32 protein-coding genes, 1 tRNA gene and 1 other RNA gene are annotated in these 26079 nt (G+C 37.9%); 27 read left to right on the forward strand and 7 right to left on the reverse strand.

Going from position 1 to position 26079, the window contains the following annotated elements; translation table 11 throughout:
* Positions 1-30 precede the first annotated feature (30 nt).
* From H3V01_RS02930 to H3V01_RS02995, 14 genes are all read left to right on the forward strand, one after another.
* Positions 31-669: a phage baseplate protein gene (locus tag H3V01_RS02930; protein ID WP_198185953.1), complete on the forward strand. Its 639-nt coding sequence runs from the start codon at positions 31-33 to the stop codon at positions 667-669.
* Positions 666-941, forward strand: a complete 276-nt coding sequence (locus H3V01_RS02935) for a phage baseplate plug family protein (protein ID WP_198185954.1) — start codon at positions 666-668, stop codon at positions 939-941. The genes H3V01_RS02930 and H3V01_RS02935 overlap by 4 nt, the downstream gene beginning before the upstream one ends.
* Positions 931-1827, forward strand: coding sequence for a baseplate hub protein (locus H3V01_RS02940; protein WP_198185955.1), 897 nt, complete (start codon positions 931-933; stop codon positions 1825-1827). Before H3V01_RS02935 ends, H3V01_RS02940 begins: the two co-directional genes overlap by 11 nt.
* A complete protein-coding gene (locus tag H3V01_RS02945) occupies positions 1805-2515 on the forward strand; it encodes a Gp138 family membrane-puncturing spike protein (RefSeq protein WP_198185956.1) in 711 nt (236 codons plus the stop codon). Before H3V01_RS02940 ends, H3V01_RS02945 begins: the two co-directional genes overlap by 23 nt.
* A complete protein-coding gene (locus tag H3V01_RS02950) occupies positions 2512-2865 on the forward strand; it encodes a hypothetical protein (RefSeq protein WP_198185957.1) in 354 nt (117 codons plus the stop codon). The genes H3V01_RS02945 and H3V01_RS02950 overlap by 4 nt, the downstream gene beginning before the upstream one ends.
* A complete protein-coding gene (locus tag H3V01_RS02955; RefSeq protein ID WP_198185958.1) occupies positions 2862-4058 on the forward strand; it encodes a baseplate J/gp47 family protein in 1197 nt (398 codons plus the stop codon). The genes H3V01_RS02950 and H3V01_RS02955 overlap by 4 nt, the downstream gene beginning before the upstream one ends.
* Positions 4059-4078: 20 nt before the next feature.
* Positions 4079-4687, forward strand: coding sequence for a DUF2612 domain-containing protein (locus H3V01_RS02960; RefSeq protein WP_198185959.1), 609 nt, complete (start codon positions 4079-4081; stop codon positions 4685-4687).
* Positions 4684-6081, forward strand: a complete 1398-nt coding sequence (locus tag H3V01_RS02965; protein ID WP_198185960.1) for a hypothetical protein — start codon at positions 4684-4686, stop codon at positions 6079-6081. The genes H3V01_RS02960 and H3V01_RS02965 overlap by 4 nt, the downstream gene beginning before the upstream one ends.
* A gap of 11 nt (positions 6082-6092) precedes the next feature.
* Positions 6093-6752: a hypothetical protein gene (locus H3V01_RS02970; RefSeq protein ID WP_198185961.1), complete on the forward strand. Its 660-nt coding sequence runs from the start codon at positions 6093-6095 to the stop codon at positions 6750-6752.
* 43 nt (positions 6753-6795) lie between these two features.
* Positions 6796-7272 (forward strand): hypothetical protein, encoded by a 477-nt coding sequence (locus H3V01_RS02975; RefSeq protein WP_041880599.1) that lies wholly within the window; start codon positions 6796-6798, stop codon positions 7270-7272.
* The gene (locus H3V01_RS02980) at positions 7272-7604 is read left to right on the forward strand and encodes a hypothetical protein (protein ID WP_041880597.1); all 333 of its coding nucleotides are present in this window, start codon (positions 7272-7274) and stop codon (positions 7602-7604) included. The genes H3V01_RS02975 and H3V01_RS02980 overlap by 1 nt, the downstream gene beginning before the upstream one ends.
* Positions 7605-8112: 508 nt before the next feature.
* Complete coding sequence (locus H3V01_RS02985; protein ID WP_037393889.1) at positions 8113-8394, forward strand: BrnT family toxin; 282 nt, start codon at positions 8113-8115, stop codon at positions 8392-8394.
* Positions 8391-8603 (forward strand): BrnA antitoxin family protein, encoded by a 213-nt coding sequence (locus H3V01_RS02990; RefSeq protein ID WP_198185962.1) that lies wholly within the window; start codon positions 8391-8393, stop codon positions 8601-8603. The genes H3V01_RS02985 and H3V01_RS02990 overlap by 4 nt, the downstream gene beginning before the upstream one ends.
* A gap of 192 nt (positions 8604-8795) precedes the next feature.
* Entirely contained in the window at positions 8796-9335 is a 540-nt protein-coding gene (locus tag H3V01_RS02995; RefSeq protein WP_198185963.1) for a TIGR02594 family protein, read from the forward strand.
* Positions 9336-9630: 295 nt separating this feature from the next.
* On the opposite strand, the gene H3V01_RS03000 is transcribed toward H3V01_RS02995, so the two are convergent.
* The 5 genes from H3V01_RS03000 to H3V01_RS03020 form a co-directional block, all read right to left on the reverse strand.
* Positions 9631-10710 (reverse strand): XRE family transcriptional regulator, encoded by a 1080-nt coding sequence (locus tag H3V01_RS03000; RefSeq protein ID WP_198185964.1) that lies wholly within the window; start codon positions 10708-10710, stop codon positions 9631-9633.
* Between the two features lie 64 nt (positions 10711-10774).
* On the reverse strand, positions 10775-11569 hold the full coding sequence (locus H3V01_RS03005) for a hypothetical protein (RefSeq protein WP_198185965.1): 795 nt from the start codon (positions 11567-11569) through the stop codon (positions 10775-10777).
* Between the two features lie 580 nt (positions 11570-12149).
* Positions 12150-12371 carry a hypothetical protein gene (locus tag H3V01_RS03010; RefSeq protein WP_078474571.1) on the reverse strand — a complete coding sequence of 74 codons (222 nt, stop codon included), beginning with the start codon at positions 12369-12371 and terminating at the stop codon, positions 12150-12152.
* A 445-nt stretch (positions 12372-12816) separates the two neighbouring features.
* On the reverse strand, positions 12817-13494 hold the full coding sequence (locus H3V01_RS03015; protein WP_084552752.1) for an XRE family transcriptional regulator: 678 nt from the start codon (positions 13492-13494) through the stop codon (positions 12817-12819).
* 642 nt (positions 13495-14136) lie between these two features.
* Complete coding sequence (locus tag H3V01_RS03020; RefSeq protein ID WP_084552753.1) at positions 14137-14754, reverse strand: LexA family protein; 618 nt, start codon at positions 14752-14754, stop codon at positions 14137-14139.
* Between the two features lie 378 nt (positions 14755-15132).
* On the opposite strand from H3V01_RS03020, the gene H3V01_RS03025 reads away from it, so the two are divergent.
* A complete protein-coding gene (locus H3V01_RS03025) occupies positions 15133-15561 on the forward strand; it encodes a hypothetical protein (protein WP_084549689.1) in 429 nt (142 codons plus the stop codon).
* Between the two features lie 500 nt (positions 15562-16061).
* On the opposite strand, the gene H3V01_RS03030 is transcribed toward H3V01_RS03025, so the two are convergent.
* Complete coding sequence (locus H3V01_RS03030) at positions 16062-16652, reverse strand: helix-turn-helix domain-containing protein (protein ID WP_084549710.1); 591 nt, start codon at positions 16650-16652, stop codon at positions 16062-16064.
* A 362-nt stretch (positions 16653-17014) separates the two neighbouring features.
* Between H3V01_RS03030 and H3V01_RS03035 the strand changes: the two genes are divergently transcribed.
* From H3V01_RS03035 to H3V01_RS03050, 4 genes are all read left to right on the forward strand, one after another.
* On the forward strand, positions 17015-17917 hold the full coding sequence (locus H3V01_RS03035) for a phage antirepressor N-terminal domain-containing protein (RefSeq protein ID WP_084549712.1): 903 nt from the start codon (positions 17015-17017) through the stop codon (positions 17915-17917).
* A 298-nt stretch (positions 17918-18215) separates the two neighbouring features.
* Positions 18216-18704, forward strand: coding sequence for a hypothetical protein (locus H3V01_RS03040; protein ID WP_078474179.1), 489 nt, complete (start codon positions 18216-18218; stop codon positions 18702-18704).
* Positions 18705-18707: 3 nt separating this feature from the next.
* Positions 18708-19049, forward strand: coding sequence for a hypothetical protein (locus H3V01_RS03045; protein WP_078474178.1), 342 nt, complete (start codon positions 18708-18710; stop codon positions 19047-19049).
* A 51-nt stretch (positions 19050-19100) separates the two neighbouring features.
* On the forward strand, positions 19101-19535 hold the full coding sequence (locus tag H3V01_RS03050) for a M15 family metallopeptidase (protein WP_198185966.1): 435 nt from the start codon (positions 19101-19103) through the stop codon (positions 19533-19535).
* Between the two features lie 471 nt (positions 19536-20006).
* Here the strand turns inward: H3V01_RS03050 and ssrA are convergent.
* Positions 20007-20367, reverse strand: a transfer-messenger RNA (tmRNA) gene (gene ssrA / locus H3V01_RS03055).
* A 1177-nt stretch (positions 20368-21544) separates the two neighbouring features.
* Here ssrA and H3V01_RS03060 point away from each other — a divergent pair.
* From H3V01_RS03060 to H3V01_RS11125, 8 genes are all read left to right on the forward strand, one after another.
* Positions 21545-22042, forward strand: coding sequence for a DUF1841 family protein (locus tag H3V01_RS03060; RefSeq protein ID WP_198185967.1), 498 nt, complete (start codon positions 21545-21547; stop codon positions 22040-22042).
* A gap of 111 nt (positions 22043-22153) precedes the next feature.
* Positions 22154-22609, forward strand: coding sequence for a DUF441 domain-containing protein (locus H3V01_RS03065; protein WP_198185968.1), 456 nt, complete (start codon positions 22154-22156; stop codon positions 22607-22609).
* 68 nt (positions 22610-22677) lie between these two features.
* A tRNA-Ser gene (locus tag H3V01_RS03070) sits at positions 22678-22768 on the forward strand.
* 263 nt (positions 22769-23031) lie between these two features.
* Positions 23032-23538 carry a Gp37 family protein gene (locus H3V01_RS03075; protein WP_172397401.1) on the forward strand — a complete coding sequence of 169 codons (507 nt, stop codon included), beginning with the start codon at positions 23032-23034 and terminating at the stop codon, positions 23536-23538.
* Positions 23539-23546: 8 nt separating this feature from the next.
* A complete protein-coding gene (locus H3V01_RS03080) occupies positions 23547-24950 on the forward strand; it encodes a phage tail sheath family protein (protein WP_198185969.1) in 1404 nt (467 codons plus the stop codon).
* Positions 24951-24959: 9 nt separating this feature from the next.
* The gene (locus H3V01_RS03085; RefSeq protein ID WP_037475438.1) at positions 24960-25475 is read left to right on the forward strand and encodes a phage major tail tube protein; all 516 of its coding nucleotides are present in this window, start codon (positions 24960-24962) and stop codon (positions 25473-25475) included.
* Between the two features lie 121 nt (positions 25476-25596).
* Positions 25597-25881, forward strand: coding sequence for a phage tail assembly protein (locus H3V01_RS03090; protein ID WP_025330546.1), 285 nt, complete (start codon positions 25597-25599; stop codon positions 25879-25881).
* A complete protein-coding gene (locus H3V01_RS11125; RefSeq protein ID WP_080690445.1) occupies positions 25823-26029 on the forward strand; it encodes a GpE family phage tail protein in 207 nt (68 codons plus the stop codon). The genes H3V01_RS03090 and H3V01_RS11125 overlap by 59 nt, the downstream gene beginning before the upstream one ends.
* Positions 26030-26079: the final 50 nt, after the last annotated feature.

Here is a 26079-nt window from a genome sequence, read left to right on the forward strand (position 1 = left end):
CTTCGGGCTGCTTTTTTATTGGAGTAAACTATGCTGCCAATTGACGGTATTCCTAACATACCAAACTTTAAAGGCTTGAATGTTGCCGGTACTAATGCCCTGATCAGTCTGGGCGGTGCAGCATTGATAAATGCCGTATTCGGAAATTACTGGGGTGTATTTAACGAGTATGGAATACCCATTCTGCTGGCTGATAACGTTACCTCTCTTAAGTACAGTAATTCCGCCAAAATAGCACAGGCACCGGTTGAAAAAGGCTCATTCGCCTGTTACAACAAAGTCGCCAATCCGTATAAAGCCACTGTACAGCTTACTAAAGGCTCAGGAGGCACTTTAATGCGCGGCGTGTTTCTCGGACAGGTTGAAACACTGGCTGCCAGTACACTGCTGTTTTACATTATTACGCCTGAATATGTTTATACCAACGCCTGTATTGTTGGTTACGACACCGCGCGTGAAGCGTCAGACGGTGCACAACTGATTAAAGTAAATCTCCATCTAGAAGAAGTGCGTGAAGTGGTAGTGAAATACGATACCGAAGAGGTAAAAAATCCTGATGATGCAAAAGAAAGCGACGGCGGAGAAAAACAGCCAGAAAAGCCAACAGACTCCGTGCTTAGAAAAGTTGTTGATTTTGGTAAGGACTTCATAAAAGGATTATTTAAATGATTTTTGTTATTCCTCTTGATGCTAATCCTAATCAGAATATATCTTTTGTGATTAACGGCAGTCGCTGGCATATCCGGTTATTTACGCGGCTCGGGCAGCTTTTTGCCAGCGTAGAAAACGACAAAGACGGCGTACAGGTGCAAAACCGCGTCTGTCTCAACAAAACACCGATAACGAAAAATCTTGTATTCATAGATACACATGGCGACGATAACCCAATTTACACCGGCCTGAATGGCCGGTTTGTTTTGGTATATACCGATGAAACGTAAACAGATAAAAGTAACCGTTACCCTGCGGGACAAGGACAAACAGGGTGAGCAGATTGTTTTTACCGGCAACTATAACCAGATCAGCGCAACCGGCTTTCGTGTGATGTGTAACATCATGTTCGGTTACGGCTCAGTAATGCCGGTAGCACAAATACGAATCTACGGGCTGGCACTGGAGAAAATGGCCAAACTGTTCCATGTGCACTGGAATACGCTTGATGCACTGATGAACAGAGTAAAAGTTGAAGTTGGAGAAGAGGGTGATCAGCTGATTACTGAATTTGAGGGCAATATTACTTTTGCGACAATGGATTTTTCCGTGGCTCCCGATGTCTGTCTGGTTATTGAATCTCAGGCGGCCATGCTGGAGTACAAAAAACCGCAGCCGCCGTATGAAAAAGAAGGTGAGGTGGATATTGCCGATGCAATCAAAGATATCTGTGACAGTATGGGTTATCAGCTTGAGAATAACGGCGTATCTGCAATCACCAAAAACCTGACCTTAAACGGCTCTAATCTGGATAAGCTTAAAACGCTTGAACATGATTTTGAGTTTGATATGTACATTGAGAATAACCTGATTGCGGTTACACCGAAAGGCGGCTCACGCAACATCAAAATTCCGGTCATTACGCCCGCCTCAGGATTGATCAGCTATCCGGTACCCGATATACGCGGCGTAACTTTTAAATGCCTGTACGACCCGTTATTGCGTTTCGGCGGTATCTGCAAGATACAGGATAGCCAGGTTGAAGTATGTAACAGCGAATGGCGCATATACGGCATGCATAAAAGCCTTGAATCCAATCAGCCGGACGGGAACTGGTTTTGTGATATAGCCGCAACATGGAGAGACAGCAAAGATGCAGCAATCAGCAGAATATGAAAATCTGGACAACCTGAATATCAATCATTCACTAGGCGGAGCAGCAGAATTTAACGCGGTTATTTCCAACCTGATATCGCGGGTTCAGACCGTAACCCTTGTCAAAGTGCTGGCGGTTTCAGGTACCGGTGTCAGTCCGGTGGGTGAAGTAAACGTACAGCCGCTGGTGCAGATGCTTGACGGTGCAGGTAATGTCTACTCACCAGGCAGAATATTCAGCGTTCCGTATTTCCGCTTACAGGGCGGCAGCAATGCGGTTATCTGCGATCCGGTCGCAGGCGATATCGGCTTATGTGCTTTTGCCTCACGCGACATATCCGCAGTTAAGCGCAATAAAGCCGAATCCGCACCCGGCAGCCGCCGCCAGCATGACTGGAATGACGGGCTGTATATCGGCGGATTTTTAAACGGTACACCGCAGCAGTACATTAGTTTTTCAGACAGCGGCATAGTGATTCACTCACCGACCAGTATCACGCTGGAGGCACCATCAATCAACATGCAAGCTTCAGCGGTAACTACTACGACAGGCAGCTATGCGGTCAATGCTTTACAGACCGCACAGTTTACCGGTGGCGGCGGTATCAGTGCCGATGGAGATATTAAAGCCGGTTCAGTCAGTCTGCAAAATCACACTCACAAAGGTGTAACTACTGGCAACGGCAATACAGGGAAGCCCAATTCATGAAAACATTATTTTTAATGCCTGATACATGGGATCTGGTGCTTGATGCTGATGGCAATATCGCTGTCGCTGAAAGCACCTATCAGCAAGCACAGGATATTGCCAGTGCCTGCCGTACCATGAAAGAAGATATGTATTTTAACCAGCAGGAGGGAATACCGTATTTAACGCGCATTCTTGGCAACGGTCGCTATCCGCTGGCTTTATACCGCAAACATCTTCACGATGCCGCGCTCAGCGTCCCCGGAGTTGTCACCGCTCAGGCAGAGTTAATGCTTGACGGTGAGCGGATTATCCGCGGACAAATTAAATTTACTAACAGCAATCATAAAACGGGAGTAATTGGTTTATGAGCATTCCGCAATTACAGATTACTGATAAGGGGATTATTGCACCGTCTACAGATGAGGTAATTAGTGGCTTATGGGAGCTGTTCAGAAATGCTTTCGGGCAGGACTTGAATACTGCCATGAACACACCGCAAGGGCAGTTAGTAACTTCTCTGGCAGCCATTATCACCGATGAGCGCAATCAGATGATAACCCTGCTGAATCAGTTCGACCCGCGTTATGCGCAGGGTATCTGGCAGGACGGGCTGGGCTATATCTATTTTATGACCCGCAAACAGGCTACGCATTCCAGTGTAATGCTGGTACTGAACGGGCTGGCCGGGGTAACTATTCCTGCCGGTACGGTATTTAACGACGATAACGGTAATAAATGGCAGTTAACTAATGAAGCAACCATTGCCGGAGACGGTAAAGTGAGCGTGCATGCACAATGCGTATCTGCCGGCAATATCAGTGCTGCACCCGATACGATTACCGGTATTCCTAAAGCAATTACTGGCTTGGATCGGGTAACTAACCCATATGCTGCCATTGCTGGTGTTGAAGAAGAAAGCCGTCTAGATTTTGAAAAACGCCGACGGGCATCGGTAGCGATTAACAGCAAAAATACCAATGCCTCAACTTATGGCGCAGTGGCTGATTTAGCCGATGTTAAAGATGTGTTTGTTATCGATAACCCGACAGATGAGACTATACAGGTTGGTGCCACTAATTATCCGGTTATCCGAAACAGTATTCTGGTTTCCGTAGTGGGCGGAGATGATGAAACCATTGCCCGTACCATTTTGAACAAAGCCGGTTCGGGCTGTTCTTTTAATGGCAATACAGAATGCGTGATAGCGGATACAGAAAATTTCCCCGTCAGACCGCCGACATACACCGTGAAATTTTTACGACCGGCTTTTGTGCCGGTTTTTTTTCAGGTTATGGTTGATGATCCTGATTTGCTGTCATATCAGGATAGCGAGGCTGTAAAAGCAGCCATTATTACCGGTTTTACAACCGGAGCCGCAAAGGCGGCAATCGGACAGCCGGTTATTGCTTCTAAATTTATCTGTCCGGTTGCTGCAGCTATTCCTCATTTAAGTATTGTATCGCTGCGGGTGAGTAAGAACGGTAAAAAATGGGCAGACATGCTTGAAATCGGCGTGGATGAATACCCGACAGCCTCAATTTATCAGATTAAAATATCATGAAAAATATTCAAGACACTTTAATGTCACAGTATGCGAACAGTCCGGTTATCTGCAGTCTGATTGAAAGCATGAATGAATGCATAGACCCTGCCAGATCAATTGATGATTTTTACCGGCTGGCTTTCAATGTGAAAACTGCACAGAGTTTCGGGCTGGATATCTGGGGGCGGATTGTGGGCGTGAATCGCAATATCAGTATTCCGCCTGATGATATCGATACTTTCGGCTTTAAAACCACTCCTCAAGCTTTTACGCCGTTTAATAACCGGCCGTTTAGTGCGTCTGGGGCTCGATTTACTGCTTATAAATTATCGGATAAACATTTCCGCTTGCTTATTATGATTAAGGCAGCGGCCAATATTCTTCATGCAACGGCACCGAATATTAATAAATACCTGCGCATGATATTTCCTGAGAAGCGCGTGTATTTTTTAATTACCGGCCACATGAAAGGGCGGTATTTTTTTGAATTCATACCCAATAAATTTGAAAGGCATATTATCTATAACCTGCAATTATTACCGCGCCCGTCCGGCGTTTTAATTGATTATCGTGAATCCCCGCCTGCGGGGATTTTTGGTTTTTCCGGAACAGGTTTTCAACCATTTAACCAGGGAAGTTTCGCATGAGTAAAAATCCAGTATTAATCCCGCAGGCATTTGCGGCTAACGGCAGTAAAAACAATATTCAGAACACCCGGCAGCCCGGACAAGATCCGGAGGATGCAACATGGAGCGACGGTTTTCCGAACGTAACCATGCAGCCGGTAGAATCGGGCGGCCTGCCTCCAAAGGGTATGGACTTTAACGGCATTCTTAACGCCTTATCCGCCACTATTGTACATATGCAGAAAGGTAATCTGTTCTATTTTGATAAAGCCTATTGCGATGCTTTTGGCGGATATCAGAAAGGTGCGATATTGCTGGCTGATGATGGTACGAAGGTATTTATCTCAGTTGCAGATAAGAACACTAACAACCCTAATCAGAATCCCCAATACTGGGAGGTTATTGCCGGCATAGGAATTAACGCTGCTTCAGCTTCAAAATTATTTGAGGGACGCAATATCGGCGGGGTTTTCTTTGACGGTACACAGGATATTGATCTGCCCGGCGTGAATACCAAAGGTAACCAAGATACAACCGGCAATGCTTCCACTGCTACATATGCAGGCCAGATTGCGGCACGTAAAATCGGTGGCGTTACCTTCAATGCCAAAACAGATATAGATTTGCCCGGTGTAAATAAACCCGGCAATCAGGATACAACCGGTAATGCTGCGACCGCATCTAAATTATTCAGCCCGTGCAATATCGGTAGCGTACCGTTTAACGGCAGTCAAGATATCCATCTGCCAGTTTCTGGCGGATATATTCCTACAGAAAAGTATGAAGCTGGGGATTTAGTCAAAGTTGATGGTGAATGGTACGAATGTTATCACCCTGATGGATGTAAAGGTAAAGACCCGAGGAACCCTGTATACCGGCCCAGCGGCTGGCAGAATACAGATCAGACCAAGCCATATTATTGGTTAAAAATTGGTCGCTGGCTGTCTTTCCCTGAAACTGGCAGTGCAATTTATTTGCCTACAACTAACATTCGTGAGGGACTGATTAAATACCGGAATGACGGCAATCTGCACAAAGACAAGTTTTGGCGGCTGGCTTTGCTATATCCGGATTTAATAACCAATAATGTTATTAACATTGCCGATCTTAGAGGTGTTTTTTTACGAGGTTTAGACGACAGCCGAGGTATAGACAGACTAAGAAATATTAATAGTTTTCAAAATCATAGTATTCAAGGCCATAGCCATTATTTGCCAACCTCAACAAGTGCAAATGGAAATGAATGGGCTATTCCGGATGATGTTTGGACGTGGGGTAAGTCAAATAAAATTCCATCAAGTACGACTGATAAGCCAGCTAAAACTTTAAAAGATGGCAGTTACGGGGACGAGGGCAACTGGGCGGACGAAACGCGACCGGTAAACATTGCCATGCTGATTGCAACCAGAATTTAGAAAGATATGTGATGCAGATATATTCATACAATAACGAGACGAAAGAGCTGATACCTGAAACCTTACGAGAAGCAGATCATCTGGATGCCTGCACACCAAGTATTCCGTTAAATTCAGTTATAGCAAATAGTAAATTGCCGGTTTTATTAGAAAATCAGACATTTATCGTAACCGGAAAGCGAAACGCGGACGGATATTTTACGGTGACCGGAAATGTATCGACAATCGACGATTTTCGCGGACAGAAGGTTTATCTCAAAACAACCGGAGAAGAAATCGTGTATAGAGAGTTAGGAGCCTTTCCTGATACTGTTACCTCAATTGTGCCACCTCCATATAGCCAATGGTCAGAATCTGAAAACAAATGGGTTGAAAAAACCAATGCCGAGGAATTGCGTTTAAAAGACCGGCGTAAAAACGCCGGCAGTCTGAATCGTAACCAGATACTAACTCAGATTGAGCTGGAGCATGGGGAAAATAAAGAAAAACTGGTGGAAATTGCAGAGCGGGAATTGACCGGTATTCATCTGATTAAAGTGCGCAATGCCATCATGGAAGCACAGACATTCACACTGGAAAATGATGATATCTGGCAGTTTTTTACTGATACCTTGGATATTGATCAGGACAGGCTGTTCCGGCTATGGGAAGAAGCTAAAAGCAACTATTAACTGATAACCGCTGAAAAGCGGTTTTTTACGGAGTAAAGATGTCATGACAAAAGCGATTAAATGGTTTTACTGGTTACTGGACTTCCGGTTTTTACCGGACAGACTGCAAAACTGGCTGTTCGGTACCGGTACGCGAATAATCGAAGTACTGAACGGATTCGCTATGCTGGGTTTTGCACTGGTGTTCGGCCTGCATGGCGATGAGATAATTAAGGAGGATCTGTACGGCAAATTCCCGCATTTATACCCTAAGGTGTTTGTGACCATTTTAATTGTGGTTGCTATCGGGCAGTTATTTACTGCTTTTTGTCATTCCAGCCGCAGCAATATTCTGTCCGGGTGCTGCCTGCTGTGGTCGGCACTGATCTGGTTTGTGATATCCGGAACGTTTATCGCCGCCTATCCGCCACTGTCCACAGGCATGACCACCTATCCGCTGATTGCTATCATATGCGCATTAGCCGGCAGGAATCTGATTAAAAACACTCAGCAGGCAGAAGATAAAAAAGGCGGGAAATAATGAATGAAGTTTTTACACTGTCCAACTGTTTCGCCCTTGCCGGCGGCTTTCTCGGCTCGCTGGTAGTATCTGATTATCGACGCTATGGGGTCATGCTCACTGTGACATTCATCATTATAGGGATGGTTTTTTCAGCCGCAGTAACAGAGTATTTCTTTACACAGGATCACCCGTGGCTATTTGCCGGTGCCGGTGTATTTGCCGGAATGGCTTCTAAATCTCTGTTAGACGCATTCAAAGCAACTGCGCCTAAGCTGGCTAAAAAACTGATTAATGCTGTGTGTAACAGGGCGGAAAAGATAATCGGTGATACAGATGATAAGCAGAAATAAGGTGCCGGCTGGTGGCTAACTTGATTCTGTTACGCAATCAACTGCTATGATACATAGGTTTGGGCACCACCCTAAATTTATAATTATCAAATAGTTAGGGGTAAATATGAGTGATTTGGGCACCACCCTGTTTTAGTATCAGATGTTATAGTGATTTGATTGTGTAACAGATTCAAGCCGGCTAAATGCTGGCTTTTCTATTGTAGTCTCAGGGCAGCTTTTTTACAGGACGTTTAATTATGGCTTATTTAACTATTACAAAGGAATTAATGATTTAACTTCCCAAATAACTTATACAAGGGAATACAACAAGCATCTTTAGTGTCGCCATTGGCAGGGGTCATCAAAATGATGATACCCGCCTTTGATTGCTTGTTAGCTTTCTCTGTTGCGGCTGCAAAGCTAGACCCATACCATAGATGATATGAAAAAATCATCTTTATAAAAATTAACTACTAGTTGTATATTTAAAATATAAATATAATATATTTACAACTAAGGGGATAGAATGATTAATGGCTTTGAATGGAATCAGGAAAAAGCAGCAAGCAATATCAAAAAGCACGGCGTCTCATTTGATGAAGCTGTTACAGTATTTTGGGACGAAAATGCCTTGATAATTAATGATCCAGATCATTCCGAAGATGAAGACCGTTTCATATTGCTAGGGATGAGTGAGAATTTACGCATATTAGTGGTTATTCATTGTGAAAGAGGCAATACAATCCGTTTGATTTCTGCAAGAACGGCCACCAAGCAAGAACGCAAACAATACGAGGCACATTTATGAAAAAAGAGTACGATTTTAGTCAAGCAAAACGCAATCCGTATTCAGGACAGCTAAAGAAAGCAATCACTATTCGGATTGATGAAGATAGTATTACCTATTTCAAAGATATGGCTGATGAAACCGGATTACCGTATCAGGTTTTAATGAATATGTATTTAAAAGATTGTGCCGAAAATAAGCGTAAGCTTGATATTAAATGGACTAAGTGAATTTTTGGGAATTGAATAAGCTGCCAGTAGGCAGCTTTTTTATGGCAAAAAAATACCCTCAACACGGAGGAGTATTTGAGGGCTTTAAATGTATTAAAGGGGAAATAAATTTAATAATACATTAATAAATGTAAATAATCTATACACAGCAGCCGTTCTGGCTGCTTTTTTTTATGCATGAAAGGTTTAGCAATGAATGAATTATCATGGATTAGTGAAGCACGTAAATACATCGGGTTACGTGAGATTAAAGGCGCTAAACATAACCCGACAATCTTAAAATGGCTTGATGATATGGGTAAGTACGGTACGGAAAACAAAGCATGGTGGCGTGATGATGAAACGCCATGGTGTGGCTTATTTGTCGGGCATTGTTTGGGTGAAACTGGTCGGTATGTGGTTAAAAACTGGTTCAGGGCAAGAGAATGGGATAATGCTCAATTAATGACCAAGCTGGATAAACCCGCATATGGCTGTATTGTTACCTTTACCCGGCAGGGTGGCGGTCATGTTGGTTTTGTTGTAGGCGTAGATGCAAAAAACAATCTGATGGTACTGGGCGGTAATCAGGGGGACGAGGTTAAGATTGCCGCTTTTTCACGAAGTAGGGTAACAGGTTATTACTGGCCTAGCATATGGTCAGGTAAAGCAGTTAAATCATCTCCTTTACCTGGTCGATATGTGCTCCCTGTTCTAACTTCTTCTGGGAAACTCAGTACTAATGAGGCGTAGTTATTAAAAAGTAAAGCCAGCGTTTTGGCTGGCTTTACTTTGATACAGTGAAAAAATAATTTCAGGATGAACTCAGTGAAGCTGCAACTTCACTGAGTTCGAGAGGTAGACGGAATTATTCTCCATCTTCTGTAAAGGCAAGATCAAAATAATTTTGCACTCTTACTAACATACAATGCATTAGTAAGTGTACATTAATTTATATACTTCGTCTATTTTATCTCAATTTTAAAAGTGCTAAAAAAACCAGCTAGATGATGGCTTAAACATGCTGGTGTGAGAGGGGGACTACAATCTATTTAACAACTCTAAGCTGATTTTTTGAGTTTTTTGTTAACTTGAATATTAGATCTGAAATGTCATTTTCATGTATATTTAATTGGTTTGCGATATCTTTTATTGAGATGTTGTCTTCTTCTAATAGGAGAAGTAATTTTTCCCAAACCTTTGATGTTTCTTTCTTCATTGGTCTTGGTTCATTTGTTCGGTATTTCAGTTGAGCGAACTGTGGGCATAATACTCTGTTATATACCCATTCTGTAATCATATTTAAACTATACATCCGAGACGCTAATGCCGTAATAGATACACCAAATATTGCCTTTAGGTTTAAAAGTTGCTCAATACTAATTTGAGTAATTTGATATTGGCGTAAAGCCTGTTCTGGCATCAAAAATGCCGCCGCAAAAGTATTAGCGTCTTTTTCTATTTGCCTGGTATCTTCGCCATCATTGTTATTAGCATTAAAGGAACCATCATGTTTCATACTTGAAGTATCGCGAATTAAATGTCCTAATTCATGAGCCGCATCAAATCTGCTTCGTTCAGCCGATTTTTGATTATTGAGAAATATAAAAGGAGTGCTATTATTCCATACACAAAAAGCATCTATCTCTTTCGCCTTTACAGATATAGAAAAAATTCTTATACCTTTTGATTCCAGTAGTGCAATAAGATTAGGAATAGGTTTATTACCTAAGCTCCATTCTAACCTTAATATCTGTGCGGCTGTTTCAGGGGGAAGAGAGGATAAATCAGGAAGATTTGCTGTTTTTAGTTCAAACTTTTTATTAATCCAATCATCCAAAATAAAAGCAGTTACACCATAGCTTAAAGCCATTTTTTTGTATTTTGCAGGCATTCTGGCATAAGATCTGAAACTGACTGCATGCTCACTAATAACAGGTAAATCATCCCTTTTAAAAAAATCAGGAGAGAATTTTAAGATTCTCCCCAATGTTTTTAGATCAGGTTCACTTCTTCCTTTAAGATAATTAGTTATTGTTCTAGGTGTTACCTCCATCATTTTTGCCAGATCTGCTTTTGATAATCCGCGTAGATCTAAAGCAAATTTAAGTTGATCTGGATTGAACATTTTTCAATTCCTTTCTTATTTCAGATTGTAAACCTTAATTAAAAAGCCAGCTTTCCGGCTGGCTTTATTTATGTTCATCAGAACGTTTATAAGTAATCTTTCCTTTAACTCTACCACCATTAATATTTTCAATGGTGAAAGTGTTAACGTCTCCTCTAATCAATCCGCCATCGTTGATAATTTCATCGGCATCAACATCTCCACGTATCTGACCACCATTGATATTTTTAATTTTAATAGTGTTAACGTTTCCTTTTATTACTCCGCCATTAATATTTTCAATTTTAATAGTTTTAACGTATCCCTGAATCTCTCCACTATCATTAATAATTTCATCAGCATCAACATCGCCAGTGATAGAACCGCCTTTAAAATTAATAACCTTAGCTTTAGTATTCCCGAAAATATGAGCATAATCACTCATGCTAATAGAATTAGCTTTAATTTGTGAGTAAAGATATGCATATTCACCAAGATCAATCTCATCAGCATTTATAAAGTCTTTATTGGTGGAGGCCTCCCCATATTTGTTGACTGTTAATTTCCCATCTACCTTAAGACTTCCTTTGATATAAAAGAACTCTTGAGTAGAAATATCGCCCTTAATATGTACATCATTGGGGTAGAAAAGATTACCTATTAAATTATTAAGCTCTAAAGGTGGATAAGTGATAGGCAAGATATCTACCAACCATTCCCCAAGATCTCTATAATTGAACTTTTCGCATTGCTTTAGTACCTCTAAAGCTTCTCCGCCATTAGGGAAATGCTGTTTAAAAGCTTGAAACCCATCTTTATAAGCCCCCACTTTTTCAATCCATTCTTGAGTAACTATAAATTCTTCTTCTTTAGCTTCCATTTTTATTCCCCAATAAAAAAGCCAGCGTTTTGGCTGGCTTGGGTTAGTTAATCAGGTTTAGTAAATCAAATTGGCATTATCTGCTTTAAGACTACGTACATCTTCAACCGTGGTGGAGAACACCACAGTTGAATTCTGGCAAGTTTTCTATCCTAGCATTGGGGGAAATATCAAAAATCCCAATCTTCAGAATAAATTGTGTTCATAATAAGCCTCTTTAGTTTCAGTGGAGATTACAATAACTTTAACTCAGTTGTGGTGATATTCACCATAACTGGAATTCGTGAATTACATTCAACCGTTGCGATTTCCACAACGGTTGAATTCTACTAGTTTGATTCAGTTGTTATGATGTGCATAACGACTGGATTTTGTGAATTACATTCAGTTATTTTGGATATCAAAATATTTAAATATTATAATTATAATTGCATTTTTCTATTCCGCAAAAAAAATACAGTATTTGATTTTTCAGCATTTATTTTCAAGTAAAAAAGCATGTTTGCGGAATAGAAAATAAGCTAAAACTCCCGTAAAATGGGGGTTTTTATTATGCTCTCAGTACTTATAATAGTTGATTTTAGCCAGAAATGGTTATATCGATTGGTTCCCAATCATCACTATTTTTACAAGATAACCAACTAAGAGATGTGTCGCCGATGTTGTACTCATTTTCTTCAGTTGTAGAAATAACTACTCCATGGCTTTCAGAAAAAAACAAAACAATAAATCCATATTCCGGATCTCTGCGAGCTACCGGATAAGTAATTCTCTCACTTGAAGGTTTGACAATTTCCAACATAATTAGCTCCTTGAAAATATGATTAAGTGGTAGTAATAAAAATTTGCTATTACCAAGTTCTAAAAACTGAAACATACTTATATGTGACAAATATACTGTAGTTTTTAAACTCACTTTAATTCTGTTTTGGCTAAAATCTATTTAGAAAAATAATTAACAAATAAAAAATATACGAAAGTTATTTAAACTAAGTTTATGAAAAAAAGTAATTAGTTCCGTCATAAATTTCTTCCTTTTTAAAGTTTTGTTTAATGTTAAAGCCATTGGTTTCTTAACTTTTTCCATGTGTATATATTACAATTGTAATTAAATATTTGCAATCATTTTTGTGATAATTTAAGTGTAAATATTATAATTATTTGATTATTATATCTATTAAAGATTAATTTTGTGATTGAATGACGTAAAAAAAACCGCTATTGGATGGCGGTATGAATTTAGACTTTTAACCTCCTCGCCAGACCATCTTACCAAGCACTTTGAATTGATCATATGTTTCTTGTGTAACATGCATAGTTTCATAGTCACGATGATAGCTAATAATATCTATACCATTTTCTGTGTTGCGTAATTCTTTTATATATAATCTGTTTTTATAGATTATTGCATATACACCGCCATCTACAATTTCCAGATCATTTATGTTTAACAAAATTGTATCCATGTCATAAAGTAATGGTTCCATAGATTCGCCACGGACATACATTGCTTTAAGAGATGACTCATCAAGCCCCTTTCTCTGTAACCAGCTTTCTCTGAAAAGCAATTTGTCATGAGTATCACGAACTATCCAGGTTGCGTTACCCATACCTGCAGATAAACTAATATCATAATATGGAATCTTCACATATGCCCCAATACTGTTACTAATATTTTTGTCAGAATAACTACCAATTTCAGAGGATAACGGAACAACGCTTAAGTCCTTTACACCGTTTAATAAGTAATTCGGTGTGGTATCAAGAACCTCTGCAAGTTCTATGATTTTTTTTGTGCTTTTATTTCTCCCTGTTTCAATTTGAGCTATTGTACTTTGTGGAACGCCTGCCATTTTTGCTAATTTAGCCTGTGAAAGATTTTTACCCTCACGAAGCTTAGCCAGACGTTCGCCGAATGTGGTCATGGATCACTTTCTGAATAAAAGTCAAAATTTATCACATTTGTGATAATGCTTCAATAGCTTAATTTTATTATTTATTTAATACAAATTTATATAAAGATTTGTTTACAATTAATCAAAAATAACCGGTTGAATTATGTGTTACATTATTATCAAATGTTGGCTTTATTATAATTTTATCACATTTTTTTAAACAATAACAACTATGCTATATGTTACTATTAATATTCAGAGCAATATATTAGTCAGTAGAGTAGTAAGAGTTAATCAGAGCTAGTATGGTCATAGTTACTAATAAAAAGCGCTGCACTAATTTGCTATAAATAATTCGATTCTTAAATGAAAATGGTTCATCTATTTTGTTATAAAAATAATATTTTGATTTTAAAATTTATTATAAGATTTAAATTTATTAACACATAATGAAACGGAATTAATTTTATGCATTACGCTAAATTATATTAAACTAATTTGCAGAAAATATGAATTTATATGAATAAAATTCATTTTAACTAATCTTGATTTTTTCAGAATGGTAGGGGATAATTCCCCTGATTCCAAAACATCTAAGCAAGTAATAAATATTTTTTTATGTTTATTTAATGCTATAAGTATTCAATAACTAGCAATAAACAAGTCAAATTCTTAGACATATATTTTAAATTTTTCTATGACAACCCCGCAAATATAAAAGTTATCAGACATTTTAATAATCGGGTAGCGATTATTAAGTGGTTTCAAATAATGATAGCTACCCTCACAGATATACTGCTTAAACATGGCTTCGTTGTCATTTTCACGCACAATAACAAAACAGCCATCTTTTACAGAATGCTCTGGATCAACAATAATTCTGTCGCCTGCGGTAAATTCAGGTTCCATGCTGTCACCTTTAATTTCAAGTGCAAATGCATGATTGCCGGGTTTGCGTAGTGTCGGTACCCAGATAATATTGCTTTCTGTTAAAGCATTTTTGTCCAGCTGTTTGGTAGCATCTATCCATGATAGTAAAGGCACTTTATAACCATTAAACAAAATTTCGTTAGTTTCAAATGAACCAATACCAAAATGCTCAGGTTGAACAACATCGGCAAAATATGAAACCAGCTTGTCAATATGTGTTTTATCTACACGACCAGTCTGGATCCAACTAGTTACTGAAGGCGGCTTGATTCCAAATGCACGAGCTACATCCGCTTTGCGGACACCTTTGAGTTCAATCGCCGATTTAATAGCCTCACCTAATTTTTTACCAGTATACATAATTAACCCTTAGTTTTTACCTAATCTTATTTAGTGGTTGCATAATTAGGCAATGATTTGCATTTTATTAGTGATTGGCTTATTATTATGACAATTTTGATAGATAATTACGGTTTTTATTAATCATAATCAATTTTATGTAAGGCATAAGCAAAGATATTTATTAAATTATATGAAAATATAAATGCATAATCTAATCAATAAGGAATATTTATAATATAAAAGAGGAATCAAATGATTTTGCAAAAAAATTTTTAACCAATATTTAATCTGAGAATATATTTTAAATATTAATGCCTAATTAAAAATATATAATAAATTAAAAAATTTATTATAAAATTAAATTAATTAGCATATTTATTAAATTAAGGTATATCTATGAAAGACTATAAATTTGAAGTAGATCTGGCGGAAAATGTATTGCGTGCTTATGAATATTGCATGAGAGATACAATCAAAAAAGGACATTGCCGAAGTATAGAGTGGAAATATCAGGCACAGACATCTAAAAAAAATGTTCAGCAGACACTTTATCCTACTTATCAGCCAGAAGTGTATGATATGGTAAAAGCATCTATGGGAAATCTGTTTTACAAGAATCGTGAAGCTTTTGCTTTATTATCCAGTAAGTACTGTAAATTAAGTCCCTTATATAAACGCCAGAATCAAAATACAATCAAACGTAATCAGCGTAGACGTTATTCCAGTAAGGACTGGAATGAGTCAATTGAACAAAGTTTGTGGCTTTTTTGGCAAGAAATGAAAACACAACCAGATTTTGAAAAATATTTTCGGTTTTCTTCTTGACAATTATATTACAAAGATTATAATACATTTATATTTTATAGGTATGCTTAACCTTAAACAGCTGATGATTAAAGTTCCCGAAAGGGAGCTTTTTTGCGTCTTGAGATAGTGTTTTTCACTTCCTTTTACTATTAAGATAAATTTTATATTTCATTATTGAATGAGTAAAATTAAAGCAGGTTTATAGCTCAGTTTATATTTTAATTTTAAATTATTATTTAATTAATCATTTTTGTATTCAATTTCAATTTTACATTTATATATTAATAAATTGAAATTAAATATTTTTAAATATTTTTAAATAGATTAAATTCCTGTATTTTAGAGTGTATGGTATATAAATGTTGAAATTTTCAATTTATTAGTAAATTATAAAAATTTACTTGTTAATATTTTTAGAATCTTATATTTATATATTAAGTCAAATGCACATTTCTGGCACTCGACTTAATATCTGATGAAAGCATTTATTATTGATATTGAGGTTGTAATTAAAGAGTTTATAAAAAGCCTCCTCTGTAAATGATTTGGCCGATTAATTCGATATCTTTTAATGTTACAGTTTCATCTGGATATTCATAGGAATTATAGCTTTTAATACGTATTCGCTGTTCAGGTAGGTTTTGCAGAATTTTGATTCTGAATAAATTACCTTGATTAAAAGCATATATTTTTCCATCTATTAATTTTTTCTGCGAAGTATCAACTATGAGTTTATCTCCATCATTTAAAAGATTTTGCATTGAATTACCACTCATGATGACATAGAACAGATTATCCATATGAAATTTATGGGCAGTTATATCAGTTTTTAAAATAGTAATATGAGTATTCTCTGAATTTGCAGTTTGTTGAAATAAAGGTGGTATAGTTAAATAACTATTTTGATTATCTTTAGAAGGCGCTAATGATTCAATATTGTGAAAATCAAGTATTTTCATAATTTTATTCATTGTATCTACCCTGGGTATAACTTTGCCCAGCTCATATCTGGATATCAAAGACGGGGTAATACAGGCTTTTTGAGCCAGTTCTTTTTGGGAAAGTCCCGCAGCCAGTCTGGCATTTTTTAGTTGATTAGCAAATTTCATAATATAAGCATAATTGATTAATAGTGGAAAAATGATAATGAATGATAAAATATGGCACTAAAAGACCATAAAGTGCTTGTAATTATCTTTTATAAATTTTAATATAGCCATATATGGTTATTTTGATAACCAATTAAGGTTATATTACCTTAAACTTACATAGAGTTAAAACAGCTATTCAACTTATTATATAGCTTTTGTAAATATATTTTATTAAGTATTGGTTAATTTGTATAAGGTTAAAATTGAATAAATTAAATTTAGATACATAGAATTTATTTTTAAAAAGGAAAATACCTCAAAGGCTGCCACCTATGAGGTATTAGATAAACAAAACCCAAGACTAATTTAAGGAGTTTTGAATGGATAATAATATCACATTTGTTTCTTTTCATGGGAGTAGTTTGGCCACTGTCAAGGTCAAAAATACTATTTACGTTTGCATGAAATCCGTGGTGCAGGGGATTGGACTGGATTGGTCAACCCAGCATCGTAAATTAAAAGGCTGCTATCAAAAATATGGTTGTGGATTTTTATCTATACCAATCAAAAGCGGCACAAAAAAAATTCTGGTTATTCCGTTAAAAAAACTGACAAACTGGTTGCAAAGCATTAATCCGAAAAAAGTAAAAGACAGTTTGAAGGAATTGGTTGGGGTGTATCAGAATGAGTGTTCTCAAGCCATTCATTCACATTGGCGTAAATCAAGAGTAGCTAAAAAGCGTGGCCGACCTGGATTAGTTAAAGAGAATGGCGCTTCCGGATTGTTGCCGGCACAGATTACCATGATTAAGACTTTGCACAAACAGCTGGTAATGTCTGTAGAGCCTGAAAAACAGACTGAACTGGCTATGACATTATGGCAGGCTGTACGCACACGTTATGGTGTCAGCTATGAAAAAGTTCCGTCATCTAAATTTATTGATGTAATTTGCCTTTTAAGCCGGGTCGCTGTTAAAAAAGTTAATTTTAACAGTAAGGAAGTTACAAAAAACTGTTCAGACGAAATTTTTGTTTCGGTACAAAGTCTGGTAAATTTATATGAATCATTTGTTTGTTCTCAGAAAATGCGTTTGATGTATGAACATTTATTACCTGCTTTCCGTATTCTGGGTAGTAAATATGAATCTCAAATTCATGAATTTGGCTATGGTATGGATAGCATTTTTAATAAATGTCATAAAGCTTTCTTACCTTTATTCGAAAAAATACCGGATTCTCCTGCCAAGGAATCAGCACGGGAATACCTGGCTAAATTGATGTAAACATTCAGGCTGAAGAAGTATTTTAATTTTCACTGAGTTTTAGCCATGCTTTATAAAATTAAAGGTATGGCTAATTTGTTAAAGATATTTCGCAATATTACAAACGATTTAAATCAGGATTATGAATATAAAATATAGTTTTATATTATTAAATTGTATTTTAAATTTCATAAAAGATTAAAAATATATTGGAAGATATTTATTTATATTTATGATTATAAATAGATATTTATAAAATATTGGTATTAAAGCCGGCTTTCAGCCGGTTTTTTGTTTTTGAGGATTTGATGGAAGATTTATGAAAAATGTGGAATTGGTATTTCAATTACTTTATTCACTGCTGGATTTAAGATTTTTACCTGATAAATTACAAAGATGGTTGTTTGATACAGGTACAAGGGTGATTACTGTTACCAGTGCGCTGGTTATGATAGGTTTTGCTGGCATATTTATTTTGGGTGGCAGCGAAGTTTTTCATCTGAAACTGTATAAAGGTTTTTTGCTATTGCATCCTTTAACTCTGTCTGTGTTGCTGATAGGTGTGGCTTTAACACAGCTGGTTATTGCAATATTTAAGTCTAATCGATGCAGTGTATTGTCTGGATATTTGCTGATTTTTTCAGCACTAATATGGGCTGTAATTTCAGCTACTTTCTGGGCCTCTTATCCACCATTAACAACCGGAATGACAACTTATCCTGTGCTGGCTGTGGTATGTGCTCTGGCCGGGAGAAATTTGATCAACTACGCTAAACGGATTGAAGATTCTAAATATAAAGGACGATAAAGTATGGAATTTTTAAAAGATGCTTTTTCCGTCTGTATTTTATTTGCGCTGGTAGGTGGGCTGGCTGGTTCTTTACTGGTTACAGATTACAAACGCTATGGTTGGTTTATGACAATTTTATTTGTCCTGTTGGGAATGATTTTTGCAGCGGCAATAACTGATTATTTTTTCCCACAGAATCATCCATGGCTTTTTGCCGGAGTTGGTGTGTTTGCAGGAATGTCAACTACATCGTTTCTTGATGCATTTAAAGCTGCTGCACCGAAACTGGCACAACGCATAATGAATATTGTTAGTAAAAAAGCAGAAGAGTTTGTTGGTAGTGATAAATCAACAAAAGAATAAATATAAATATAAATCAAGCAGTCTTTGGGCTGCTTTTTTTGAGTGATAAATATGTATAAATTAAGTAACCGATCCTTACAGCGTTTGTATGGAGTCAATTGCAGCCTGACCAACGTGGTAAAGCGGGCTATACAGATAACTAATCAAGATTTTATGATAACTGAAGGGGTGCGTTCGCGTGAGCAATGCTGTATTAATTATGGTAAGGGGCGAACAGCACAACAATGCAGCCAGAAAGGAATACCGGTAAAATATGCTCAGCCAAGTTTAAGTAAGGTGACCTGGTTAAATAATCCTTATGCCAGTAAGCATGTTACAGGCAAAGCTGTGGATCTGGTTCCATATCCTGTTGACTGGACTGATTTGAACAAATTCCAGACTATTGCGCTGGCAATGAAGCAAGCGGCTGCTGAACTTGGAGTGAAGATAATCTGGGGCGGAGACTGGAAAACCAGTAAGGATTATCCTCATTTTGAAATTTTATAAATATTTTTATAATTATAGCGATAATTTATCTGATTTAAATTATTTTTTTGCTTTTTTCAAGCTAAAAAGATCAGATTAAATCAGTTGATTAAAGTACATTATATATAAAAAATAATTATAAAATGATATATTCTTCTGGTAATAGTAAGTTTATTTTTTGTTTAAAAATAAAATCTTGCTTACTTGTTTATCAGATAAAAATCTAGCAAGATTAATTATATAGTTTATTTTTTAATATTATCAACGATAATATTTACTTAATTAAAATAAATTTATTGACTTAATCATAAAATATGTTATAATTCTTAAAAATTAACAGGTATGCTTAACCTTAAACAGCTGATTACACAAGTTCCCGAAAGGGAGCTTTTTTTCATTTTAAAGAAATGAAATTTTATGTTTATATTTTTTGACAGGTTGTTATACAGATGTTTAGAAATTAGAAAGAATTTGAAATAAAAAAAGAAAGACTGGTGGAGGCGGGGGGAATCGAACCCCCGTCCGAAAGTCCTCTACAGAGCGATCTACATACTTAGTCTTGCCAACTTCGAATCTTATTCACAAACCGCCGACAGACAGGCTGTTTGTAAACCAGTTGCCATAAATCTTGTTTAATGTCAGACAACACGACATTAAACCAGCCAATGTGAATGTCGTTGCGGTGAGTTGCCTCACACGGCCCATTGGCGAACCGCTGCAACGTTTAGCCTTAAGCGGCTAAAGCGTAAGTTTCGTCGTTTGCGACTATATAAATTCAGTGTTTAACGGGAATCTGAGACCCCGGTATGCACGCATCTGCTTTGCAACCCCCGTCGAAACCAAGGTCGCCCCCAGATGGTCTGGCAATTATACTTTTTTTTGGTGATTTTGCATAGTTATCTATGCTACCGGTTCTTTTCCCAGAAAAATAATCTTCACTTCCGAAGAAAATGATAAATTATTATCAATTGAGGAGTTTAAAGAGCATGGAATTTGGGTTGGAGAATCACATGCATGAATGTGTTGTTGTTATAGTAAAATATTTTGCAAAAGCACTACATGTTTGTTTTTGGAAAAAGGCACCAGAATTAAAGTAAATAATTAGTATTCAATCTGTTAATACTACAGCAGCATTTAATAGTAACGGTAAATTTAAAGGTTATGCTGCAATTTATATTAGTCGAACAGCTGCCGCTATTAATGTTTATGATCAATGAAATAGAGTAACTTTACATTTTTGTTTGATCCAATTTAAAGGGCATGGTTATGTTTTTAATGACGGGAATCAATTTTATATTATTGAATAACTAGAAAAACGCGATATTATTTTCAATCTATTTTCTTGGACTAATTTCGTTTAATTGCTATGCCTAGCCTCCTGTTGTAGCCTGCCCGTCAACTTTTTCTGACGGACATGGTATTCATAAACTTATTAATGTCATGGTATATGATGGTCCAGTATGTATGGATGTATCATTAGTACCTGAGTATAAAAAAATAAAGAAGTATGGGATTTAGATACATTAAGGGAACCTTCATTAGTTTGTACGTATGAGAATACCCGTCATTACGTTGTTCTTAATGCGAAGGAAGCAACTTATTGTGAAAAAAAAAGTCACCAGTACAGGTAAAATGTATGCCATAGACATTTAGTGCAAACAGTTAACTTATATCGTAAGTTATTTGCTAGCTTTTTTTATAAAGTTACGGTACTGGCAATCTGATAATGCCAATTGATAGGATGAGTCTGACTTATAAGAAAATAAAAAATCTATGATTAATTTATTACCCTAGCTGCGGTAAGGCTAGCAGTAATTACTGTATACATCAGCTAATTTTTCTTTATTTTGATTGATATACAATTTAATGAATACTTATTGATGACCGGTTATTAATCCATTTTGAAAATATGTGCTGTTACAGAAATAAGGATTATTAAGAAGAAACTGATTGCGATAGAAGTAATAAATTATCAGTAATAAGGTCATTGTTTTATAATTTGCATTATTTTGTCTGCAATGAGTGCTGTTATGTATGATGTTAATACTAATGATGTACGTCATTTTTTTGCGGATGTATGGCGTAAACGTCAGCAGCCGCAGTTGCTGGATGCGCTGCAACAAAAAGCGTTAAGAATTATTGCTGCACACACTGAATATGCACCTTATCTGGAAAATATCGAGCAGTATTTAACCCGGGTATGGCGGCCTGAAGAAGGTGAAACTAATCCATTTCTGCATTTATCTTTGCATTTGTCTGTACAGGAGCAGGTAGCGATAGATCAGCCTTTCGGGATTGCTGCTATTCATCAGCGTTTGTGTCAGCAATATGCAGGCGACTGGGTGAAAGCGGAACACGATATGATAGAAGTTCTGGCTGAAACTTTATGGCAGGCGCAACGTTATGGTCAGGGACTGGATGTTAATGATTATATGACACGTTTACGCAGTCTGGTCGGATTGGGGCAGGAAGATAAGGCTCGTTTAAACCCTCATGAAGTCGGAAAAATTTCTGATATGCAAGCATGAATTGCTCAGACTTTGATTATGGTTTATTGTTTTGTACATTTGTATCAGTTACCCATATTGTTGCAATGGGATTGATACGGGTATTTATTTTCAATAATCTTAAATCAGGGGATGAATATGTCTTTCTGGGCAAGTAATGCAAATGCTTTGCTGCTATTATTGTTTGTGGCTTTGGGTATTATGGGGCATAACCCTTCTGTAACCATTTCTGCACTGATTATTTTGCTGGTGCAGCAAACGCCTTTGCTTAAATATGCACCTGTACTGGAAAAATACGGTGTGCAACTGGGTATTATGTTACTTATGATAGGGGTACTGACTCCTTTAATTACTGGTAAGGTTCAGCCCGCACAAATTGCAGCTCTGGTAACCAGTTGGAAAACCATGGCTGCGGTAGCGGTAGGTATAGTGGTGGCATGGTTGGGCGGACGCGGTGTTCATCTGATGCAGGTCAATCCGACCATTGTCACTGGTTTAATGATTGGCACTATTATTGGTGTGGCTTTTTTACGCGGAGTACCGGTCGGACCTCTGATTGCGGCAGGATTGTTATCGCTGATTTTATAGTAGCCGGATTGCGAAGTTCTTGCCAGAAAGATACGCTCTCGTTATAATGCGCGCAATTCCATTCTCACGGAGAGGTGGATGAGTGGTTGAAGTCGCACGCCTGGAAAGCGTGTATACGTGAATAGCGTATCGAGGGTTCGAATCCCTTCCTCTCCGCCAAATTATGATTAAAAGCTGCGAATGCAGCTTTTTTTATAGCTGTTATTTAAAATGCTTTTGTCATTTTTATGTTTATACTTTTTTGTATATTCATATTCTGAATGTCATCTTTGTTAAAGATGACAATTTGATTTTGTAAATATCTTATTGATTTTTTGCTGGCAGGTTTAAGCTGTAAACTGTTTAGTCGCAATATTTATTTCCCTCACAATTTTGTTTGTGAGGGTTTTTTTGTGCCTGCCGGAATGTATGGAGAGTACTGGATGAATTTAACCCGTTCTGTTTTAAATGATGTGCAGACACATCTTCAGCATGCATTGCCGAAATATTCAGTACAACTGATGCCTAATAGTTTAAAGAATTATCAGTTTGTTCATTCGCTGGGTACGGTCTTAATCGGTTATCAGCGCAGTAAATTTAAAAAGCCGCGCAGTACGGATCTGATTGTACAGGAGAGGCATTTGCAATTGCGTTTTATTGTTTTTGCACGTGCTTTGGATGGTGAAAACGGTGTGCTGGATTTACTCGATTCTTTACGTCTGGCATTAGTGGGATTCCAGCCTGAACATTGCCAGCAAATCCGATTGTTGAGTGAGCGCTTTCTGGGTGAGGCCGAAGGGGTCTGGCAATACCGGTTACGCGCTCGCACCGAGACACTTCAGGTGGAGCAGCGTCCGGTGATTAATCAGCAAAATTTGGTCAAGTCTATACCAACTCGTGGTGAGATTAAGGCCAGAGCTATTTCACATTCTGTAATTTCGAAGGAGTAAAAATCATCATGGCAGCAGCCTATTTGCATGGTGTTGAAACAATTCGTATTGATGGTGGCAGCAGCCCTGTCTATACCGTAGACGGGGCAATTACTGCAATTGTCGGTACTGGTATGTCTGGTCCGGTTAATGAGTTAACTGTATGTCAGACTGTTAAAGATTTCAGTCAGTTCGGTTTGCTGACTGGTGCAGGTTTCACTTTACCTGATGCGGCCAATATCTGGACTCGTTATCAGTCTGGTGTTGCTTATGTGGTGAATGTACTGGATCCAGATAAACATAAAACGGTCGTTGATTCTGAGTTACTGGTTATTGACGGTGATACGCTGACTGCGAAAACAGCACATCCGGCTGTACAGGCAGGTTATACAGTTCTGGCTGGTAATCAGACATTGTCAGAGGGTACTGACTATGCTTTGAATAATGAAACAGGTGAGCTGACTTTTGTTCAAATGCGTTCAGATGTATCTATTAGTTATACTTATCTTGATCCAAGTAAGGTAACTTCAAAGGATATTATCGGCGGTTACGAGGCAGCTACCGGTAAACGCAAAGGGATGGAACTGCTTACGGAAGGTTTTACCCGGCTGGGAGCAGATGCAAAAATTATAATTGTGCCTCAGTTTGATGCGGAAGCGACTGTGGCGGCAGCTATGGTTACTCTGGCTGATAAGCTTGAAGCTATTGCCTATATTGCTGCACCGAAAGGAACAACGCTTACTCAGGCTGTTCAGGGGCGCGGTTCACTCGGTAATATTAATTTTCAGACGTCTTCGGATCGGGCGCAATTATTTTATCCCTATGTTACCGGTACCAGTGGTGATCTGGAAAGTCTGGCTACTCATGCGGCCGGTTTACGGATGCGAACTGATGTTGAACAGGGTTATTGGTTCAGTATTTCCAATCGTGAACTGTCCGGTGTAACGGGTATGGAGGTTTCGCTGACTGCACGTATTGATGATCCGCAGGCAGAAACCAATCGTCTGAATGAAAAGGGTATTACGACGGTATTTAACAGTTATGGTACTGGTTTCCGCTTATGGGGTAACCGTCTGGCCTGTTTCCCGACAGTAACACATATTAAAAACTTTGAAACTGCACAGCGTACTGGTGATTTGATTAATGAATCAATTCGCCGTGCTCAGTTACAGTATATTGATTTGCCTATTGATGATGCGCTGATTGACAGCCTTCTGGGTACAGTGCGCACTTATCTGGGTACGTTGAAGAGTATTGTTGGTTTTAGTGTCAGCCTGGATTATGACTATGATCTGGCTGATGCTTTCAGTAAAGGGCAGGTACCAATTAAGTATGACTATACGCCTAAACTGCCTGCAGAACGTATCACTAATACCAGTGTGATGACCCGTACTTATCTGGCTAATTTGATTAGTAACCAGTCTGCCGCTTAGGAAAGAGTTATGACAGAATTTAATGCAATTTATAATGCCAATGTTTATGTTAATGGTAATAGTCAGTTAGGCCGTGCCAGTCAGTTTAAATTACCGGATATTTCTGTTGGTCAGACAGAAACTAAAGGTCTGGGTCTGGTGGGCTCAGTAAAACTGCCTAGCGGGATTGAGGCACTGGAAGGGGAAATCACCTGGAATAGTTTCTATCCGGATGTGTTTACAAAAGTATATAACCCTTTCAAAGCTTGTCAGTTAATGGTTCGTGCCAATGTGCAGGCATTTAATGCTTCCGGACTTGCAGCTGAGGCTCCGATGGTCGTGACTGTAATGGCAACTTTCAGCAAAAATCCGTTGGGAACTTATAAACCGAAAGAAAAAGCTGAATTCGCCAGTACTTTTCAGGCTACTGAAATTCATCAGACTGTAGCTGGTCGTGAAGTGTTGTATTACAACGCATTTACCAATCAGTACCGGGTGAATGGTGTGGATATGCTGGCGCAGATGCGTGCAAATATTGGTATGTAATTTTTATTTGTATTGATGTATTTGAATGCTCACTCTGATTACCGGAGTGAGCTTTTTTATGGTTGAAGTATTTTTATATGCTGAATTGATTCAGTAATTATTGATTAGTCGAGGAATAAATATGGCACAAACTGAAGCGCAAAATCTGCAAGAACAATTGGGTACAGGCAAAGTAATTAAACTGGCGGAACCACTGCAAACACCAAGTGGTGCGATAACGGAGCTGACATTGCGCCGGGTACGGGTTAAAGATTTTAAACGTGCTGCAGAACAGTATCCTGATAATGCAGTATTACAGGAAGCTCAGTGTCTGGCTATGGCATCTGGTCTGCAAAGTGAAGATTTTGATGAGTTGTCATGGGAGGACTACACGCAGGTGCGTCAGTTTTGTCTGGGTACTCACTGATTGGGATAGTTTTTATCAGGCAGCTGCGGATTTAGCGTGGTGGTTTGGTTTTTCTCCGGCAGATATTGATGAAATGTCTCTGGAGGAAATTTTGCAATGGCAGCAACAGGCTAACCGGCAGATTAAAGCCAAATACAGCAAACTATAACTGGTTGCTGTCTGAAGTAACTGTGCTGTTAACTTGTTGTAAGCTTATAA

It is taken from the genome of Snodgrassella sp. M0351 (assembly GCF_016100575.1).
Lineage (GTDB): Bacteria > Pseudomonadota > Gammaproteobacteria > Burkholderiales > Neisseriaceae > Snodgrassella > Snodgrassella alvi.